This is a genomic window from Nonomuraea cavernae (assembly GCF_014646355.1).
Taxonomy (GTDB): Bacteria; Actinomycetota; Actinomycetes; order Streptosporangiales; family Streptosporangiaceae; genus Nonomuraea; species Nonomuraea cavernae.
Map to the genome: position 1 here is coordinate 179446 of NZ_BMNH01000007.1, position 17141 is coordinate 196586.

Consider the following 17141-nt stretch of genomic DNA (forward strand, 5'->3'; position numbering starts at 1 on the left):
CGCTCCGCAGTCCGGGCACGGCATATCAGCCGGTGCGCTGCCGATCGGAAATGCGGCATCAATGTCGGAGCAGTGCGGACAGCGATAGCCATATATCGCCATAGCAAACGCCCTTCGCGCGAATTCCAACAAAAGCCTCCCCAGGCCACGACGTCTCTCTCGACGCGACCTGGGGAAACAGCCTCAGAACCGGATACATATGCAACTTAACGCGCGAATGAGCTGCAATCGATCTCACTTCCGCCAAGCTTGCTCGCGGAGTAAGGCAGTTCGCTGAGTCCCTAGGCAAAACCCATGCAACGTACCTGCCAGCTGTGCATGCCCGAAGCCTCGGGTGATAGGTCAGCGCCCCCGAGTCTCCCTGTTACGGAGTCCGGCTCACCGCCCTGCCCAGAACGGGTCCCGGCCGATGAAACCGAGCAGTCTGGTCTGGGCGTCCGCACCGGCGGGCACCTCGACCGGGGCACCGTACTGGCCGGAAGCGCGCAGAGCCTCCTCCATCTGCTCCATCTGGGCGAGAAGCCGAGCACAGAACTCGGGGTCCAGCCGGTCGTCCTGGCCGGTGGCCCTGGAGAGATCCCAGGTGTGCATGAACACGTCAACGGTGTAGAACTGGTCGATCGCAGCCGCCACAGGCAGGCTGCCGACGTGTCGGTTGACGAGTTCCCGGTGCGCCGTCGCCGCGTCGTCCAGCACCGCCTGCACGCCGTCGCAGTGCACCTGCCACGCGGCGACCGGGTCCTCATCCACCGACGCTCCCTGGGGCAGCTCGATGCCGGCGCCGGAGGCGAGAAACCCGGGGAACCATTCGGTCAGGTGACGCACGACGTCGCGGGCGGCCCAACCGGCGACCGGCGACGGCGCGTCCCAGGATCGGACGCCTCGGACCCGGTCCGTGAACAGCCCGGCGACCTGCCGGTGCCGCTCGGCCGGGTGATCAGACAGCACCATCGGCGAGCATCCTCTCCAGCTTCGCGTAACCCTCGTTCACACCGATCTCCATACCGCTGCGCAGCCACGCGTCGCGGCCTTCGAAACTGTCGACCAACGCCTGCGTCCGCAGCCGGGTACGGCCGCCGCCCAGGTCCTCGAACCACAACGTCTCCAGCGTGACTCCGTCGGGATCGCCCTCGTACGTCAAGGTCTGCACGATGCGGTCCGGCCTCACCTCGTGGAAGCAGCCATGGAAGCCGTACTCCGTGCCGTCCTGCGCCGAGACGTACCGCCAGCTGCCGCCGGTACGGGCGTCCCAGTGCTCGATCCGGGTGGCCAGGGCGTGGGGGCCCACCCAACGGGCGAACAACTCGGGATCGGTGTGGGCGCGGAACAATTGCTCGGGCGTCGCCGCGAAGTCACGTGTTGTCAGGATGATCGGCAGCTTCGGGTCGACTTCGATGACCGTCTCCGTGAACCTGTCCATGCTCGTCTCCGTTCATCTCCGCCAGGACGGCGTCAAGGCGGCGGTTGCGCTGCTCGACGCGGTCCCGGTGGCGCTCGATCCAGGTGTCCATCAGGTCGAGGGCCTGGACCTCCAGGCGCACCGGCCGGGGCTGCGGCCCTCGCGGCCGGCTGATGAGCCCGGCGTCCTCGAGCACCCGCAGGTGCTTGTAGACGGCCTGCAGCGTCATCCGGTACGGCTCAGCCAACTGACTCACAGTCGCGTCGCCCTCGGCGAGCCGGGCCACCATGTCGCGCCGAGTCGGATCGGCGAGGGCGGCGAAGACCCGGGACAGCGTGTCCGTGGTCGTCTCCCTTACTTTCAACCCAACGGTTGAAAGGACCGTAGACCGTGGGCCGCCCATCGGTCAACCCAGCGGTTGAAAGCGCTGCGTGCGCGCGGATCAGATGGTCGACCACGCCCGGGCCGGGCCGTGGCAGGCGGACGAGCTCAGAGCCTGACGATCTCAGGATGACCGCGCCGTCGCCGCAGGGGATGGGACGCAGATTGACGCGGGGGTCGCCGGTCGGCGGCGCGTTGACGAGCTCGTCGAGTGTGACCCCGTGGGCGCGAGCCAACGGAAGCAGCTGCTCAAGCGTGGGGCGTCGCAGGCCCGCCTCAAGCCGGGACAAGGTGCTGGTGGAGATGCCGGTCTCCTGCGCGAGGTCGGCGAGCGCCATGTCCCGACGCAGCCGAAGGCGTTTAGCGGCCCGACAGCGTCAAGAGTGCGGTCTGTGGCTTCGCCCACCCCGCCAATTCGCCATTCGGCAACGACGTTTGCGCGTCCGCCTTCCTTGCCAGCACCATGAACCACGAACCGAGGAACGCACCGCGAAGGGGTGCACGATCCGCGGGTCAGCCCGGCGGAGCCGTTGGCACCTTGGCCGTGACGAGGTCACCGGCCACGGCGGACGGATCCGCGCAGCCTCGCGACGAGGAGGACAACTGTTGACGTACGAATTCGACAAGGACTTCTGGGAGCGGCACTGGCAACAGGGACGAGATGGTGGCCCCGGCTCCATGGGCGGCAATCCGCCGAACCCGTACCTCGCTCGTGAGACCAGCGGCCTGACACCGGGCACGGCGCTGGATGCGGGGTGCGGCGGCGGCGCCGAGGCGATCTGGCTCGCCTCCCATGGCTGGCACGTCACCGCGGCCGACATCTCGTCCGAGGCCCTTGCTCGCGCCGCCGAGCGCGCGGCGACGAGCGGAGCCTCCGAGCGCTTGCGGTGGGTCGAGGCGGATCTGAGCGTCTGGAGCCCGGACGTACGGTTCGACCTGGTCATGACCCACTACGCCCACCCGGCGATGCCCCAGTTGGAGTTCTACGACCGGCTGGCGGGTTGGGTGGCCCCCGGCGGCACGCTGCTCATCGTGGGGCACCTGCGCACCCAGGGCGCTACCGGCCACGGGCACCACCCTCCCGCCGAAGCGTCGGCCACCTCCACGTCCATCACCGCGCGCCTGAACGGCACGGAGTGGGAGATCGTCACCGCCGAAGAACACCTCCGCACACTCACCGGCCACGGCGACCGAGCCGTCCCCCTTCACGACGTCGTCGTACGCGCCACCCACCGCCGTTGATCACACCATCCGACGCCGCACCGGCGGGTACGACAGGAGGCCGACTTCCGTCGTAGGCTGAATCCCGCGCGTGACGGACGGGAGGCCGGAGTGACCGAGACGACCGTGGTCGAGGTGATGGCCGAGCTGGCCGACCTCGAGGACCCGAAGATACGCGAGGTGAACGAGAAACACGGCGACGATCACGGTGTGAACCTCGGCAAGCTGCGCGCGCTCGCGAAGCGGCTGAAGACGCGGCAGGAGCTCGCGTGCCGGCTCTGGGAGACGGGTGACACCGCGGCGAGACTGCTGGCGACCCTGATCTGCCGTCCGAAGGCGTTCGAGCGTGACGAGTTGGACGCCATGATGCGCGAGGCGCGCACACCCAAGGTGCACGACTGGCTCGTGAACTACGTGGTGAAGAAGAACCCGCACGCCGAGGAGCTGCGCCAGGTCTGGTCCGCCGATCCGGATCCAGTGGTCGCGAGCGCCGGCTGGGCGCTGACCACCGAACGCGTGGCGAAGAAGCCCGACGGCCTCGACCTCGCAGGACTGCTCGACGTCATCGAGGCCGAGATGAAGGACGCCCCGGATCGCCTGCAGTGGGCGATGAACCACTGCCTGGCTCAGATCGGCATCGAGTACGCCGAGCACCGCGCCCGTGCGATCGACATCGGTGAGCGCCTGGAGGTGCTCAAGGACTACCCGACTTCGCCGGGCTGCACGTCGCCGTTCGCACCCATCTGGATCAACGAGATCGTGCGCCGACAGCATGGCGATGAGAGCCAGACACCCCTGCCGACCGGCGCGGCCATGGCTCCCGCCAGGAGCCCCGGCTCGATGTAGCGAGCGTGGGCCGCCGTACCGAGTGCCGGCATTCGTCAGTACGTCGACATGCGGGTTCTGACGCCGCTGCCGACGGACTGACCGTTCAGTGGGCCCCACCCGAGAAGAGGGTCACAATCCGGCACCACCGGTCGCGTCGATCACCCTGCCGGTCACCCAGCGAGCCTCGCCGGAGGCAAGGAATGCCACGATGTCGGCGATGTCTTCGGGCTGCCCGACCCGGCCCAGCGCGGCCAGCGACGCGGCGTGCGCCTCGGCTTCCGCGTTGCCGCGCAGCCATCCCGCGTTGACGTCGGTATCCACGATTCCGGGGGCCACCGAGTTCGCCGTGATGCCCCGCGGGCCCAGTTGCTTGGCCAGGTTGAGGGTGAAGGTGTCCAGGGCCCCCTTGGTGGAGCTGTAGGCGATGATCTCCGGCATGGCCAGGCGGGCCGCGCCGCTGGAGATGTTGATGATCCGCCCGCCGTCGCGCAGCCGGCTCAGCCCCTGCTGCAGGATGAAGAACGGTGCCCGGACGTTCACCGCGAAGACCTCGTCGAACTCCTCTTCGGTGAGCGAGGCCAGGTCTGAGCTGCGGCCGATGCCGGCGTTGTTGACGATGATGTCGACGCCCGCCCGGAGCGAGTGCCGTTGGGTCTGGGCGTCGAAGGCGGCCCACAGCGCGGCCGCGTCGCCGTGCCTGCCCAGCTCGGCCCGGATCGCGAACGCCCGGCCGCCGTCCTTGCCGATTGTTTGGACGACCTCGTCGGCCGCGGCTTGATCGCGGGCGAAGGCGACGGCCACGACCGCGCCCTCCCGGCCGAGCCGCTCGGCGATGGCCCGCCCGATCCCCCTGCTGCCGCCGGTGACCAGCGCCACCTTGTCGTCCAGCCTGCGTCCGCCCATGATGTGCTACCTCCTATTTCTTGAGTGATTGCTCAACAATCACGCTAGCATGATTTTTTGAGTGAACGCTCTAGAATGTGAGGCATGAGTAAAGCAGGCACGGCACGGGGCCGTCCGCGCACGTTCGACCGTGACGTGGCACTCGCCGCAGCCACGCGACTGTTCTGGGAGCACGGCTACGAGGCCACCTCGCTCAACGAGCTCACCGAGGCGATGGGCATCCGGCCAGGCAGCCTGTACGCCGCCTTCGGCGGCAAGAAGGCGCTGTTCAAGGAGGTCGTGCACGCCTACGCCCGCTCGCCCGTCGGCGCGTTCATCGGCCTCGCCCTCCACGAGGAGCCCACGGCTTACCAGGCTTTCGCTCGCATCCTGCGCGAGGCCGCGACGATCTACCCCGACCCCTCCCACCCCGCCGGCTGCCTGACCATCACCGCCGCCACCAACGTCACCGTCCAGGACGCCGAGATAGCAGCGTTCCTGCGCGATCTGCGCAACGCCAACCTCGCGGTCTTCCAGGACCGCCTGCGCACCGCTCAGCAGGACGGCGAACTACCCCCATACGCCGATCCCCGTGCGCTGGCCGGCTACTTCGCCGCCGTCATCCAAGGAATGTCGCAGCGCGCCCGGGACGGAGCCGACGCGACCGAACTCGCCGACATCGCCGAACTGGCCCTGGCCGCATGGCCGAGACGTGGGCCAGGTCCGCCAAGCTGACCCACAGCCTCAAGTGGCCAAGGTCATCCACCACGCGCTTCAGTGCTCAACGAGTTGCTAAGACCACGGGTCATGGCAAGAGAGTGCAGCATGACGAGCGGAGACCGGCCGAATAGTCGGACGCCGTGAGTCTCGCCGGATACGCCGCCGATGAATCCCGCCGCGCCCAGCTCGGCATCGGCTTCGCCACGTACCGCCGCAACTGACGCCCGCCACCGAGCTCGGCGCCGCCGGGGTCGCCGAGCTCGCAGCCATCGAGGGCCGAATTCGTGCCGGAGTCGGACCGCCGTCAGCACCCGTCGCGGTTGTTCCAGCTGCCCACCGTTGTGTAGTAAGGGCCGGCGCTGCTGGGCGGGAGAGCTCCGCTGCTCTTCTGGCGTCCCACCCGTACGGTGATCATGCAGATGCGCTGCCCGGTGGACGGGAGACTCACCGAGACCCATTTGTCCACGCCGTTGCACTCCAGACGGGTGTGCGTCTGCACGGGTTCGTAGCTGTACTCGTCGATCCAGCCTGCCGCGCAGTATCCGTCCGTGGCGAAGTCCTTGAGCCAGAACGAGACCGTCACCCGTGCCCCATAGTCGGTCCAGTACAGTTCCCCCTCGCCGAGGCGGGCGACATTCCGCCATACGCCATTCACGGAGCCCGCGTGAAGCGTGTACGGGATGGGATCCCGATGCCAGGAGTCGGCGGCGCCGGACGCGACAGCCGGGCTGGGCGCGAAAAGAGGAAACGCGAGGCAAAGGGCCCCTGCCAGCCGAATGATCGAACGCATTGTCATATCCTCTCGATTGCGGACCCCGGTTTCTTCCTGGGATCGTGAGCCGGGCCCACGCCGTTGTCGATGTCATTCGGTTGTGTCCGAAACACCCAGCTCCGGGCAGGTCAGGGCCTGGAACGCGCCAACAGCACATGAACGGCGAACGTCATTCAGAATGCTGATGAACGGCAAACGTCACCCGAAAGAGTAAGAGAGTCCGGCACCCTGCATCGGAGGGCCCCGCTCATGCTCAGGATCTATTTCACGAGTGATGACATCGCGCGGACCAGAATCGCCACCGGGCCGGATCCGCTGTGGGAACTGGTGCTCGGCCTGCAGATGCTCAGGCCGCAGCGAGGCGATCTGCTTTTCACCGCGTGGCGCCGGGAAGCGTGCCGGGCGGTACGGCAGGCGAAACTCGGGGAGATGCTGAACCTGCTGCTGGCCCTGTCCCCGAACGTGGGCTACTTCCCCGATTTCCTCAACCCCAGCAAGGCGATCCACGGTCTGGATCAGGGTATCGAGGCGCTGCGCAGCACCCCTGTCACGATGCTCAAGCGGGACGTCCGCCGCCTGGCCGCGACGCGCCGGCTGCCCTCGAACGCGCGGCGCGTGGCCGACGGCGAGCCCGCCATGCTCACCGACCTGACCGAGGCCATGCGGATCTGCTACGAGCTGATCGTCCTGCCCTATCGGCGCAGCGTCGACGCCGCCCTTGAGAGGGAGCGCCGGATCCGTGCCTCAGCCTTGGCCGCCGGCGGCGTGGAAGGACTGCTGACGAGCCTGCGGCCGATGATGACCTGGTCCTCGGGCGAACTCCGCATCCCTGGGCATCGCGACCAGGAGCTTCACCTGCACGGCCGAGGACTGCTGCTCATCCCGACGTACTTCTGCGTGAGCGGCCCTTTGACGATGCTCGACCCGGACCTGCCGCCCGTGCTGGTCTACCCCGCGGTACGCGGGCCGGAGGCTGTGCCGTCGCGCGCCTCGGGGGTGCCGGCGGCGCTCGGCGCGCTGATCGGATCGACCCGGGCCGCGGTGCTGGAGGCCGTCGGCACCCGCGAGGAGACGAGCACCACGGTGCTGGCCCGCCACCTGGGCATCTCCCTGGCCTCGGCCAGCGAGCACACGACCGTACTGCGGCACTCCGGCCTGGTTTTCAGCCACCGCGACCACAACCGTACGCTGCATCACCTGACCGACCTCGGCCGCGCCCTCCTGGAGGCCAACGCCGACGCACTGCTCCCGTAGGTTGCGGTGGGAACGGCTGCGGGTGCCGAACAACGACGTGATCGCATCTGTACCTTCCTGGCGAGGTCAGGCCCTTGATCGCCGACTACTAAGCTGATAGCTGTGCTGCAGGCAGGCGAGGTCGAGGCGATCAGATGACGATGAGCGCGGAAGAGGATTTCCAGCAGGTCGGCGCCGAGTTGGCCGATCTGGGTGTGGGGGTCTCCAGGATGATGGGCAGGCCCGCGCTCAAGAACCAGGCGGGGAAGGTGTTCGCGAGCCTGCAGCGCGACGGTGCGATGGTTTTCCGGCTGGTCAGGGACACCCCTGAGTACACGGCCGCGCTCCAGCTGGCCGGGGCGTCCCTGTTCGACCCAACGGGCCAGGGCAGGGTGGTGAAGGACTGGGTGGTCGTGCCTCACTCCTCGGCCGAGAAGTGGACGGATCTGGCCGAGGCCGCTCTCAGCCGCCCGCGCTGATCACACGGACCCTCCATACACCACGTCCGTGGACGTGACCCCATGCGACTGTCGGCTGATCCCCCTGATCGTGACCGCCGACGACTGATCAGCGACTGTTGATCCGACGGCCCTGCTGACCCATGTCATCTCTGCGAGGCCCGGAGGAATGCTCCATTCTTGCCCACACTGGCCCACAGCTAGCGAGCGTCAACGAGAACGGGCGGGCCTCCGTGAGATTGAAGGCCCGCCCGTTCGTACGATGTTCGTCCTGGTCAGCGGCCGGAACCGCCGGTCAAGATCGAGTGCCCCCTGTAGGATTCGAACCTACGCACCCGGCTCCGGAGGCCGGTGCTCTATCCCCTGAGCTAAGGGGGCTCAACGTGTGACAAGGCTACCAGCATCAGGCCACCACTCGTCACGCGATAAACCTCCGATCACACATCCTGGAAAACCGCACGTGACCGCGCCACTACGGGTAGCTTTGCCGCCGTGGGCGAGGTTCTTGGCAAAGTACTGGTAGTGGACGATGACGAGGTCATCCGTCAGCTGATCGCGGTCAACCTGAGCCTGGAAGGGTTCGAGGTCGCGACGGCCACCGATGGGCAGGACTGCCTCGAGCGGGTGCTCGACGTCATGCCCGATGTGATCACCCTGGACGTGATGATGCCGTGCCTCGATGGGTGGGTGACGGCCCAGCGGTTGCGCATGGGCGAGGCCACCAGCCACATCAAGGTGGTGCTGATCACCGCCCGGGCTCAGGATGACGACAAGAGGCGCGGCAGGGGCATCGGCGTGGACGCCTACCTGACCAAGCCGTTCGATCCGGCGGAGCTCATCCAGGTCGTACGAGACCTGGCAGCGGACGCGAGCACGTAACGGATCAGAGCAGCCCGCGCTGACGGGCCGCGGCGGCGGCCTGGGTGCGGGTGGAGGCGTCGAGCTTGCCGAGGATGTTGGACACGTGCACGCTGACCGTCTTCTGGGCGATGAACAGGCGTTGCGCGATCTCCCGGTTGGTCAACCCCTCGGCCACAAGGCGCAGCACCTCGATCTCCCGGGCCGTCAGGCCCCCGTCCGCTTGCCCGCCGGCGAAGCGGGCTCTCCTGGCGAACTCCGCCAGGGCGTTCTCCAACGGCACGGCGCGTAGCTTGCCGGCCGTATCCCTGGCCAGCTCCCACTCCGCCTGGGCGCCGTCGCGGTCGCCGGTCGCCAGCAGGGCTTCGGCGAGCCGCCAGCGGGCTCGCGCCGTCTCGTAGACGAAGCCGAAGTCGAACGCCGTCACCACTGCCCGCCACAGGTCGGGGTCGAGCCGCCCGTGGACCCGGTGCCATTCGGCTTCGGCCCGCAGGGCCCAGGCCTGACCTTCGGGGCCCAGTCGGCTGCCATGCCCTGCCGTGCCGTGGGTGACGGCGAACCGGGCCCGTTCGGCCAGTTCGTCGGCTCCCTCCGTGATCCCGAGGTCGGCGAGCGCCCACAGCCCGAGTGCGGCGACGCGGAGCGTGCCGGGCTCGCCGGGGACCAGGTCGTCGAGCACGGCGCGTACGTGATCGAGGGCGGCGGCCGGGTCGCCCTTCCAGAGGGCGTGCTCGGCGGCCAGCCCGCGCGAGATGTAGGAGGCGAGTGTGTCGGACCAGAACGGGCGCAGCCATTCGAGGCGGCTCTCGACGGCCGGCAGCCCTCGGCCCACCTCCAGGAACAGCGCGAAGGACGAGAGCACGGCCTCGGGAGAGGTGCCCACGCGGGCGCCGAAGGACGCGGCCACGGCCTCAGCCTGATCCCAGTCGCCGGACACGTAGTAGATCAGGAAGCGCAGGAAGCGCAGGTCGGTGCCGTAGGTGCTCCACTTGAGCCCGCTCTCGAAGGCCAGTTGGACGCCCTCGTCGGCGGCAGCCGCCGCATGGTGGAGCGCCCCCTCCTCGAAGTGGATCCGGGCGTGGTGGAACCGGGCTCGCAGGTCCAACGCGAGATCTCCGGTGCTCTCGGTGAGCGCGACGCCGAGGAGGTCGTGGGCCCGGGCCAGGTCGCCTCGGGCTTCGGCGTGGATGGTCAGCGTGAGCAGTGCGCCGACCTCGGCGTCGCGGGCTCCGGCGGCGCGGGCGGTGTCGAGAGCGCGGCGGGCGAGTCGCTCGCCTTCGGTGTGGCGGGGGCTCCAGGTGAGGGTGCGGGCGTGGGTGGCCAGGGCACGGGCCAGGTCGGCCTGGCCGGTGGCGGTGGCGACGGCTCGCTCGGCGGCTTCGATGGCCCTGTCCTGGTCGTCCAGCTCGATCAGGTAGTAGGCGAGGCGCTCGCTGACCTCACTGGTCTGGGGCAGGGCGCGGAGCTGGGTGACGGCCCGGTGCTTGTCGCCGCTGTCGGCGGCCATGACGGCGCTGCGGAAGGCCAGCCGGACGCGGCTCGCCCCGGCCAGCGAGGCGGCGTCGTCGACGCGCTCCCACAGGCTGAGCGCCTGGTCATAGTGGTTGTGCGCCTCCGCCGGCGCGCCGAGCCGCTCGGCCAGCCGGCCGGCTTGGACCGAGGCGGCGAGGGCGCCGGCCAGATCATGGCCGGCCAGGTGGTGGTGGGCCAGCTCGGCGGGTGAGGTGAGCAGCCGGGCGAAGGCGGCGTGCAGCCGGGTGCGCTCGCCTGGCAGCAGGTCGGTGTAGACGGCCTCCTGCAGCAGGGCGTGGCGGAAGGTGTAGCCGTGGCCGGTGACGCGGAGCAGGCCGCGGGAGACGATCTCGCGGACGGCCTCCTCGAAGGCGTCGAGCGGCAGGCCGGAGACCTCTCGCAGCAGGTCGTCCTCGACGCGCCGGCCGGCCACGGCGGCGGCCCTGAGCACCCGCTGTCCGGGCTCGGACAGCACTTCGACGCGCGACATCAGCAGGCTGGCGAGGCCGTCGGGCAGGCTGTCGCCCTCGGCGAGGGCGGCGTAGAGCTCTTCGGCGTAGAAGGGGTTGCCGTCGGCGCGGGCGACGATCTCCCCCAGCTCTCCGGCCTCGATCTCGCCCATGGTCGCCACGTAGTCGGTCATCTCGCCGGTGTCGAGCGGGCCGAGGTCGATCGAGGTCACCGTGGGCAGGCGTTTCAGCTCGGCCAGCACGGGCCGCAGCGGATGGCGGCGGTGGAGGTCGTCGGTGCGGTAGGTGCCGACCACGCACACCTGCTCGGTCTGCACCATCCGGCTCAGGAAGACCAGCAGGTCACGGCTGGACCGGTCGGCCCAGTGCAGGTCTTCGATGACGAACAGCACCGGCTGCAGGTCGGCCAGCAGCCCGAGCAGCGAGCCGAACAGCCGCTGCTGGGTGAGCCCCGACGAGGGGGCGGTCTCCACACCGGGCAGCAGCTGGCCGAGCATGGGGTGGGCGGCCACGGCCTCGCGGACCGCGGGCTCGGCGCCGCGCAGCGCGTCGGCCAGCGGGAGGTAGGGCAGGGTGTCGCCGAGCTCGGCGCACTGGCCGGCCAGCACGTGGAAGCCGAGCTCGCGGGCCCGGCCGGCCAGCTCGGTCACCAGCCTGGTCTTGCCGATGCCGGCGTCGCCGCCGACCAGGGCGACTCCCGCCGTGCCCGCGACGGCGGACTCGAGCACCCGCACGAGTCTTTCCAGCTCGGCGCCACGCCCGACGAGAAGACCATTCACGCCCGCCACTATCCCATGTTCTGCCGACATCCCCATTGGTACACAAACAAAGGCGTCGATTGGCCCTGATGACCGGACCAAAGCCGTTCTACGCTGAGGATTCATGATCTCTTGGTCGACGTTGGTGCCGTTCCTGGCCGCTTCGCTGGTGCTGGTGCTGATCCCTGGGCCCAACCATCTCTACATCGCCGCGCGAGGTCTCACGCAGGGCAGGGCGGCGGCGCTGGCCAGCGCGTTCGGGGTGGAGACGGGCACGCTGGTGCACATCGCGGCCGCCGCCGCGGGGCTGTCCTACCTGATCACGAAATCGGCGACGCTGTTCGCGATCGTCAAGTGGGCGGGTGTCGGCTACCTCGTCTACCTGGGGATCCGCGCCTTCACCGCCAAGGAGCCGGCTCGGGCCGAGACGCTGAGGCCGCAGCCGCTGCGTGCGGTCTTTCTGGAGGGCGTGGTGGTGAACGTGCTCAATCCCAAGGTCATGCTGTTCTTCCTGGCGTTCCTGCCGCAGTTCGTGGACCCGGCCGCCGGGTCGGCCGCGCTGCAGATCGTGCTGCTCGGGGTCACGCTGCTGCTGCTCGGGCTGCTGTCAGACATCGCGTACGCGATCACGGCCGGCACCCTGGGCAGCCGCCTGGCAGGCGGAGCGAAGGCGCTACGCCACTTCAGCGGGGTGGTCTACCTGGGGATGGGCGTCCTCGCCGCGTTCGCCGGGAGAAAATGACCACATGGCGCCGAGGAAGCAGCAGGAGATCTTCGACGCGACGCTGTGGCTCGTCGCGGAGAAGGGCTATGACGGGCTGACCGTGGAGGGCGTGGCCGAGCGGTCCGGCGTCAACAAGACGACGATCTACCGCTGGTGGCCGTCGAAGGCGGCGCTGCTCGGGGCGGCGCTGGTGGAGGCCGACGTGCTGGGGTTCGAGCCGCCTGACACGGGCAGCCTGCGGGGCGACCTGGTCGCGCTGGTCGAGGGCGTCCGGCGGCTGCTCACCGAGCCTCCGGCCAGCGACATCGCGGTCGCCGCGCTCGGCGCCGCCGTCCGCCATCCCGAGCTCGACGGGCGCCGCTTCTTCGTCGACCGGTTCGTACGCGAGCGTCAGATCTTCGAGCGAGCCGTACGGCGCGGCGAGCTGGCCGGGTCGGTGGACCCGATGCTGGTCGTCGACCTGCTGGCCGGGGCGGTGTGGGTCAGGGCGGTGTTCCGGGGGCTGCCGGTCTCCGACGGGTTCGCGGCCGAGGCGGTGTCGGCGGTCCTGGACGGGGTGGGGGCCGGCTGACCCGGGGCCTCAGTGCACTTCGGCGAGGGCGACGGGGATGCGGTCGAGGACCGGATGCGGCACCAGGCCGTAGGCGTAGAAGTCGATCGCCATCGCCCCGGCCGCCTTCGCTCCGCGTGCCTTGGCGACGAGCCGGTCGGCCGAGTCGCTGTCCGGGAATCCGGGCCGTAACACCGCCCGCACCTCGCGGTCCTTGCCCACGGACCGCAGGTAGGCGCCGACGTCGTCGGCCACCCGGGCCGCGTCGCGGGCGTAGGCCAGCACCCCGAACGCGGGCACCAGGTCGCCCAGGGCGACCAGGTCGACGCCGAGCTGCCAGGCGTCGTGGGCCGCGAGCCCGGGGGTGGGCAGGCCGTCGGTGTAGCCCTTGACGGCTCCGGTCGAGTCGATGAACACCAGTTTCGACCCTTCGTCGGCCACCGCGGACGCGACCTCCGACACCAGCGTGGTCACCGTCTCGGAACGGGCCCGGGCGTAGGCCACCACGTCGGGGCCGGCGTAGGCGGTCAGCGCGGCGCGGGTCACCTCGCCCTGCGCGGGAGCGTCGCCGTCGAGCACGCCGCCCACGATCCGGGCGCACTCGTCGCGTGCCACGTCGGCGTCCACGCCCAGGTCGGTGGCGCGTCGCATGCAGTAGTCGCAGAAGCAGAGCCCGAACAGGTAGGCGTCCATCGGCCCCAGCGGCACGAACGACCGCTGCGGTTTGAGCGGCCTGAAGTGCAGCGACTCGGCCACCACGCTGTCGACGCCGAGCCGGGCGACGGCGCGGGCCAGGGCGACTGCGTAGTCGCGTACGTCGGGATGAGCCGGGCACAGGTCGGTGAGCGAGCCGCGGTCGCCGAAGCAGTCACGCACGGTCACGTCGGGGTGCTGGCCGCCCAGGGTGGCGTTGCGCAGGAAGACGGTCCAGCCGTGCAGCTTGAGCCCGCGCTCGGAGCAGGCCTCGCGCACGCCGTCGAGGGCGTCGGCGTGGCCGGGGGTGGGCTTGAGCCGCAGCCCGGCGAACAGCTCGGCGGGCACCGGGAAGTGGGCGCCGTCGTGGCGCACGGTGAGCCGGGACAGTCCGTGGGGGGTGACGTCGCGTGAGGCGTGGTGCACGACGCCGACGGTGACGCCCGCCGCGCCGTATCCGCTGACCCTGTCGAGCACCCGCTCCACGCCTTCGCCCCGCAGGTCCTCGACGAAGGCGTACACCGAACTGTCCACGAGCCGACCTTACAGTTCTGGTCAGGTGCTCTTGTGCGCCACGAAGTCGATCTCGACGAGGATGTCCAAGAGGTCCGATCCCACCGTGGTGCGCACGGGGTACGGCTTGGTGAAGTAGGACTTGTAGACCGCGTCGTAGGCGTCGAAGTCGCGCTTGAGGTGCTGCAGGTGCACGGTCGCCTTCACCACGTCGTCGTAGCCGAGGCCGTGGGCGGCGAGGATGGCGCCGAGGTTGCGCATTACCTGGTGGGTCTGCGCGACCACGTCGTCGCCGGCCAGCTCACCGGTCTGCGGGTCGACCCCGGACGCGCCGGAGGTGAAGACGAAGTCGCCGACGACCACTCCCTGGGAGTAGGAGCCCTTGGGGGCGGGGCCGTCGGTGGTCTTCAGTTCCTTCTTCATGGTTCTCCTCATCGGTAGGGGTGCAACGGTGCGGGTCTCAGAAGTACGTGGTGATCTCGCCGACCACCCGGTAGTCGCGGTCGACCAGCGGGAGCGTGCGCCACTTGTCGAACGCCGTGCACGGGTGGGAGATGCCGAACGCGAGCAGGTCGCCTGGTTGGACCCCGTCGGCGCGTACCACCGTGTGCTGGTCCTGGATGGCCACGACCGTGACGCCCTCGCGCCTGGGGATGGGCAGCCCCTCGTCGTACGGGGCGTCGCGCTTGCCCATGCCGACGATCGCCAGGCCCGGCTCGGGCGTGGACAGCACGTGCGCCCAGATCTCGAGCGCGGGCCGCAGCTCGCCCGCCACGCGGTTGAACGGGGTGCGGTCGCGGTAGTAGCCGTCGTCGTGGGCGGCGTAGGCGCCGCTGCGCAGCACGATCGTGGCCTGGGTGGCGACGAGTTCGCGGCCGATCACGTCGAACCACTGGCTGCCGCCGACCGACAGAATGGGGTTTCTGACCCTCAGGTGCTCGACCGCGTCCTGCAACCGGCGGAGGTACGCCTTGACCTCCTCGGCGTTCCGCAGCGCGCCTTCGTACCCGGCGACTCCGGCCAGTTCGACGCCGGGCGTGTCCTGGATGTGCCGGGCGACGTCGAGCAACTGCTCCAGCGACCGGCAGCCGGCTCGCCCGCCGTCGTGTCCCAGCTCGGCCAGCACGGTGAACGGCCGGGCCGACGCGTGCCGGGCGAGGATGTCGACGCCCGTCACCGAGTCGGCGAAGCTGAGGAACTCGAAGCCCGGGTCGCGCGCTAGCTCGCCGGCGGCCCATTCCAGCCCGGCCGGGTCGACGACCTGGTTGGCCACCATGACGCGGGCGGCGCCGAAGCCCCGGGCCGCCATGGCCTGCCGCGTGGTGGCCACGGTGAGACCCCACGCGCCCGCTCCGAGCTGCATGGCGGCGATCTCGCGCGACATGTGCGTCTTGACGTGCGGCGCCAGCTCCATGCCGTGGTCGCGGGCGAACGCCGCCATGGTGGCGATGTTGTGTTCGAGTGCCTCGCGTCGCGCGACCATCAGCGGGAAGGAGAGCCCTCCCTTGAAGACCGTTTGCTTGAGCGATCCCTGCACGACACCCCCTTTGTCGGGCATGACCCTATCTCGCCCGATTTTCGATCAGGCAGGGCGGAGGGCTCTGCCAGGTGTCGCGCCGGTGGGCTCGCCCGCCGCCAGCACCCGTACACCCGACACCAGCACGTCCTCGACTCCCGTCGCGGGCAGCCGCGGAGCCGCGTAGGTCGCCCGGTCGGCCACCGTGACGGGGTCGAACACCACCACGTCCGCCGCGAACCCGTCTCGCAGCAGCCCCCGGTCCGCCAGCCCGAAGCGCCGCGCCGGATGCGAGGCCAGATGGACCGTGGCCTGCTCCCAGGTCCAGTCACCCAGCTCCCGGACGTGCCGCCCAAGGAACCGGGCGAACGCCCCGAACCCGCGCGGATGCGGATGACCGCCCACGTAGATGCCGTCGGAGCCGCCGGTGTGCGACGGGTGGCGGAGCATCCTTCGTACAGAATCCTCCCCTTGTGGGCCCTCGTCGGGGCGGGCCGTCACGCAGCCCGCCTCCAGCCGGGTCTCCACGAGCAGGCGGCGGCAGAACTCAGCCGGCGCGACACCCGCCCGCTCGGCCGCCTCCACCATGCCCAGCCCCTCGGCCCAGGCGAGACCGGGGGCGTGCGAGATCGTCAGCCGCGGCCAGGTCTCGGCCAGCCGCGGCCACCAGTCGTCGAGCTCGCCGGAGCCGAGCATCTCCAGAGCCCGGCCGGTGTCGGCTCCGGGCACCTCGGGCGGCAGCACGACCATCGCCAGGATCGTGTTGCCGCGCAGGTAGGGGTAGGTGTCGAAGGTCAGGTCGACGTCACCGGCGAGCGCGTCCTCCACCAGAGGCAGCAGCACGTCGGCGGGCCCGTGCAGATGGGAGACGTGCGCGGCCGCGCCCGAGCGGGTGGCGATCTCCACGACCTCCGCCATGCCCACCCCGGCCTGGGCGCCGTAGGCCCGCATGTGGGTGACGTACGGGCGGCCGCCGAGCGGCTCGCAGAGCGCGGTCAGCTCGGCGGCGGAGGCGTAGCGGCCCGGCAGGTACTCGAGCCCGCTCGACAGCCCGGCCGCGCCCTCCGACAGCCCCCGCTCGACGTGGCCGACCATCCGGGCCAGCTCGTCGCGGGTGGGCGCGGCGGGGGACGGCCCCATCACGTCATAGCGGATGGTGCCGTGCGGGAGCAGGTAGGCGGTGTTGAGCGGGACGGCCCGGTCGTAACCACCGAGCAACTCCCCCACGGTCAGCGGGCCCTCGACGAGCGGGCCCTCAACAAGCGGGCCCTTGATGAGCGGCCTCCCGGTCAGCGGCCCGTTGACGGCGGCGAAGTAGCGGGACGCGTACGCGACGGTCGCGGCGGAGCCCGGCGCGAAGGAGAGGCCGTCCTGGCCGAGCACGAACGTCGTGACCCCCTGCCGCAACGCCGCCAGCTGCACCGCCGGGTCGAAGACCGCCGCGTCGCCATGGGCGTGGCAGTCGACGAACCCCGGCGCCACGAACCGGCCGCTCGCGTCGATCACAGTCGCCGCCTCGGCGCCGTCCAGGCGGCCCACGGCGGCGACCCGGTCGCCGGTGATCGCCAGATCCGCCCGGTACGGCGGAGCGCCGGTCCCGTCGAGCACCTGTCCGCCGCTGATGATCACATCGAAGGCCACCCAAGGATTAAA

18 protein-coding genes, 1 tRNA gene and 1 pseudogene are annotated in these 17141 nt (G+C 70.1%); 8 read left to right on the forward strand and 12 right to left on the reverse strand.

Annotated features, from left to right (window positions below; genetic code table 11):
* Positions 1–378: 378 nt before the first annotated feature.
* The 4 genes and pseudogenes from IEY82_RS14965 to IEY82_RS14980 form a co-directional block, all read right to left on the reverse strand.
* On the reverse strand, positions 379–951 hold the full coding sequence (locus IEY82_RS14965) for a TIGR03086 family metal-binding protein (RefSeq protein WP_189124709.1): 573 nt from the start codon (positions 949–951) through the stop codon (positions 379–381).
* Positions 938–1420 (reverse strand): SRPBCC family protein, encoded by a 483-nt coding sequence (locus tag IEY82_RS14970; protein ID WP_189124710.1) that lies wholly within the window; start codon positions 1418–1420, stop codon positions 938–940. Before IEY82_RS14970 ends, IEY82_RS14965 begins: the two co-directional genes overlap by 14 nt.
* On the reverse strand, positions 1353–1763 hold the full coding sequence (locus IEY82_RS14975; RefSeq protein WP_225262725.1) for an ArsR/SmtB family transcription factor: 411 nt from the start codon (positions 1761–1763) through the stop codon (positions 1353–1355). The genes IEY82_RS14970 and IEY82_RS14975 overlap by 68 nt, the downstream gene beginning before the upstream one ends.
* A 169-nt stretch (positions 1764–1932) precedes the next feature.
* A pseudogene (locus IEY82_RS14980) lies at positions 1933–2186 on the reverse strand (helix-turn-helix domain-containing protein); the annotation flags it as partial.
* A 200-nt stretch (positions 2187–2386) separates the two neighbouring features.
* On the opposite strand from IEY82_RS14980, the gene IEY82_RS14985 reads away from it, so the two are divergent.
* Both IEY82_RS14985 and IEY82_RS14990 read left to right on the forward strand, forming a co-directional pair.
* Positions 2387–3022 (forward strand): class I SAM-dependent methyltransferase, encoded by a 636-nt coding sequence (locus IEY82_RS14985; RefSeq protein WP_189124712.1) that lies wholly within the window; start codon positions 2387–2389, stop codon positions 3020–3022.
* A 117-nt stretch (positions 3023–3139) separates the two neighbouring features.
* The gene (locus IEY82_RS14990; RefSeq protein ID WP_225262791.1) at positions 3140–3847 is read left to right on the forward strand and encodes a DNA alkylation repair protein; all 708 of its coding nucleotides are present in this window, start codon (positions 3140–3142) and stop codon (positions 3845–3847) included.
* Between the two features lie 111 nt (positions 3848–3958).
* Here the strand turns inward: IEY82_RS14990 and IEY82_RS14995 are convergent, their stop codons facing one another.
* Complete coding sequence (locus tag IEY82_RS14995) at positions 3959–4732, reverse strand: SDR family oxidoreductase (RefSeq protein ID WP_189124713.1); 774 nt, start codon at positions 4730–4732, stop codon at positions 3959–3961.
* A gap of 84 nt (positions 4733–4816) precedes the next feature.
* Between IEY82_RS14995 and IEY82_RS15000 the strand changes: the two genes are divergently transcribed.
* The gene (locus IEY82_RS15000) at positions 4817–5446 is read left to right on the forward strand and encodes a TetR/AcrR family transcriptional regulator (protein ID WP_189124714.1); all 630 of its coding nucleotides are present in this window, start codon (positions 4817–4819) and stop codon (positions 5444–5446) included.
* A 289-nt stretch (positions 5447–5735) separates the two neighbouring features.
* Here the strand turns inward: IEY82_RS15000 and IEY82_RS15005 are convergent, their stop codons facing one another.
* Positions 5736–6221: a hypothetical protein gene (locus IEY82_RS15005; protein ID WP_189124715.1), complete on the reverse strand. Its 486-nt coding sequence runs from the start codon at positions 6219–6221 to the stop codon at positions 5736–5738.
* Between the two features lie 231 nt (positions 6222–6452).
* Here IEY82_RS15005 and IEY82_RS15010 point away from each other — a divergent pair, with 231 nt between their 5' ends.
* Both IEY82_RS15010 and IEY82_RS15015 read left to right on the forward strand, forming a co-directional pair.
* The gene (locus IEY82_RS15010) at positions 6453–7457 is read left to right on the forward strand and encodes an ArsR/SmtB family transcription factor (RefSeq protein WP_189124716.1); all 1005 of its coding nucleotides are present in this window, start codon (positions 6453–6455) and stop codon (positions 7455–7457) included.
* 134 nt (positions 7458–7591) lie between these two features.
* Entirely contained in the window at positions 7592–7915 is a 324-nt protein-coding gene (locus tag IEY82_RS15015) for a hypothetical protein (RefSeq protein WP_225262723.1), read from the forward strand.
* A gap of 285 nt (positions 7916–8200) precedes the next feature.
* Here IEY82_RS15015 and IEY82_RS15020 read toward each other — a convergent pair.
* Positions 8201–8272 (reverse strand) — tRNA-Arg (locus tag IEY82_RS15020).
* A 114-nt stretch (positions 8273–8386) separates the two neighbouring features.
* On the opposite strand from IEY82_RS15020, the gene IEY82_RS15025 reads away from it, so the two are divergent.
* Positions 8387–8773, forward strand: a complete 387-nt coding sequence (locus tag IEY82_RS15025; protein WP_189124717.1) for a response regulator transcription factor — start codon at positions 8387–8389, stop codon at positions 8771–8773.
* 4 nt (positions 8774–8777) lie between these two features.
* Here the strand turns inward: IEY82_RS15025 and IEY82_RS40155 are convergent, their stop codons facing one another.
* Complete coding sequence (locus IEY82_RS40155) at positions 8778–11513, reverse strand: ATP-binding protein (RefSeq protein WP_308015958.1); 2736 nt, start codon at positions 11511–11513, stop codon at positions 8778–8780.
* 103 nt (positions 11514–11616) lie between these two features.
* Here IEY82_RS40155 and IEY82_RS15035 point away from each other — a divergent pair, with 103 nt between their 5' ends.
* Together IEY82_RS15035 and IEY82_RS15040 are read left to right on the forward strand one after the other, a co-directional pair.
* Positions 11617–12234: a LysE family translocator gene (locus IEY82_RS15035; RefSeq protein ID WP_189124719.1), complete on the forward strand. Its 618-nt coding sequence runs from the start codon at positions 11617–11619 to the stop codon at positions 12232–12234.
* A gap of 4 nt (positions 12235–12238) precedes the next feature.
* Positions 12239–12787: a TetR/AcrR family transcriptional regulator gene (locus tag IEY82_RS15040; RefSeq protein WP_189124720.1), complete on the forward strand. Its 549-nt coding sequence runs from the start codon at positions 12239–12241 to the stop codon at positions 12785–12787.
* 9 nt (positions 12788–12796) lie between these two features.
* On the opposite strand, the gene IEY82_RS15045 is transcribed toward IEY82_RS15040, so the two are convergent.
* Genes IEY82_RS15045 through IEY82_RS15060 form a run of 4 tightly spaced genes read right to left on the reverse strand, consistent with a single transcriptional unit; the run spans position 12797 to position 17129 of the window.
* Entirely contained in the window at positions 12797–13993 is a 1197-nt protein-coding gene (locus tag IEY82_RS15045; RefSeq protein WP_189124721.1) for a hypothetical protein, read from the reverse strand.
* Positions 13994–14014: 21 nt separating this feature from the next.
* The gene (locus IEY82_RS15050; RefSeq protein ID WP_189124722.1) at positions 14015–14395 is read right to left on the reverse strand and encodes a RidA family protein; all 381 of its coding nucleotides are present in this window, start codon (positions 14393–14395) and stop codon (positions 14015–14017) included.
* A gap of 37 nt (positions 14396–14432) precedes the next feature.
* The gene (locus IEY82_RS15055; protein WP_225262721.1) at positions 14433–15509 is read right to left on the reverse strand and encodes an alanine racemase; all 1077 of its coding nucleotides are present in this window, start codon (positions 15507–15509) and stop codon (positions 14433–14435) included.
* A 45-nt stretch (positions 15510–15554) separates the two neighbouring features.
* Positions 15555–17129, reverse strand: coding sequence for an N-acyl-D-amino-acid deacylase family protein (locus tag IEY82_RS15060; RefSeq protein WP_189124724.1), 1575 nt, complete (start codon positions 17127–17129; stop codon positions 15555–15557).
* Between the last annotated feature and the right edge of the window lie 12 nt (positions 17130–17141).